Source organism: Mesorhizobium sp. M5C.F.Ca.ET.164.01.1.1, assembly GCF_004792125.1.
Taxonomy (GTDB): domain Bacteria; phylum Pseudomonadota; class Alphaproteobacteria; order Rhizobiales; family Rhizobiaceae; genus Mesorhizobium; species Mesorhizobium wenxiniae.
Genome location: NZ_SRTG01000498.1, coordinates 1 through 298 on the forward strand (window position 1 = coordinate 1; position 298 = coordinate 298).

Consider the following 298-nt stretch of genomic DNA (forward strand, 5'->3'; position numbering starts at 1 on the left):
GGGGAAGAATCCTTCAGGATTGCGGTCAATGCATGGCCACGGGGCGGATTTAATCGGCCGGCTTGGTCGTCCAGCGGCTGGCCGCCTCGTCGTCGGCCTCCTTGGCCTCGACCCAGCCGCCCTCGGAGCCGTCGGCATGATGCTCCTTCTTCCAGAAGGGAGCGCGCGACTTGAGGTAATCCATGAGGAAATTCGCCGCCTCGAATGCCGCATGGCGGTGGGCTGAGGCAGCCACCACCAGCACAATGTTCTCGCCGGGCGCGATCCTGCCGTGACGATGGATGACGGTCAGCCCCTG

At 64.8% G+C, this 298-nt stretch carries 1 protein-coding gene; it reads right to left on the reverse strand.

The window, feature by feature from the left end; all coding sequences use genetic code 11:
• Nucleotides 1-49: 49 nt before the first annotated feature.
• Nucleotides 50-298 (reverse strand): molybdenum cofactor biosynthesis protein MoaE (locus EN807_RS34455; protein WP_189522707.1); only part of this gene is annotated, 249 nt, incomplete at its 5' end.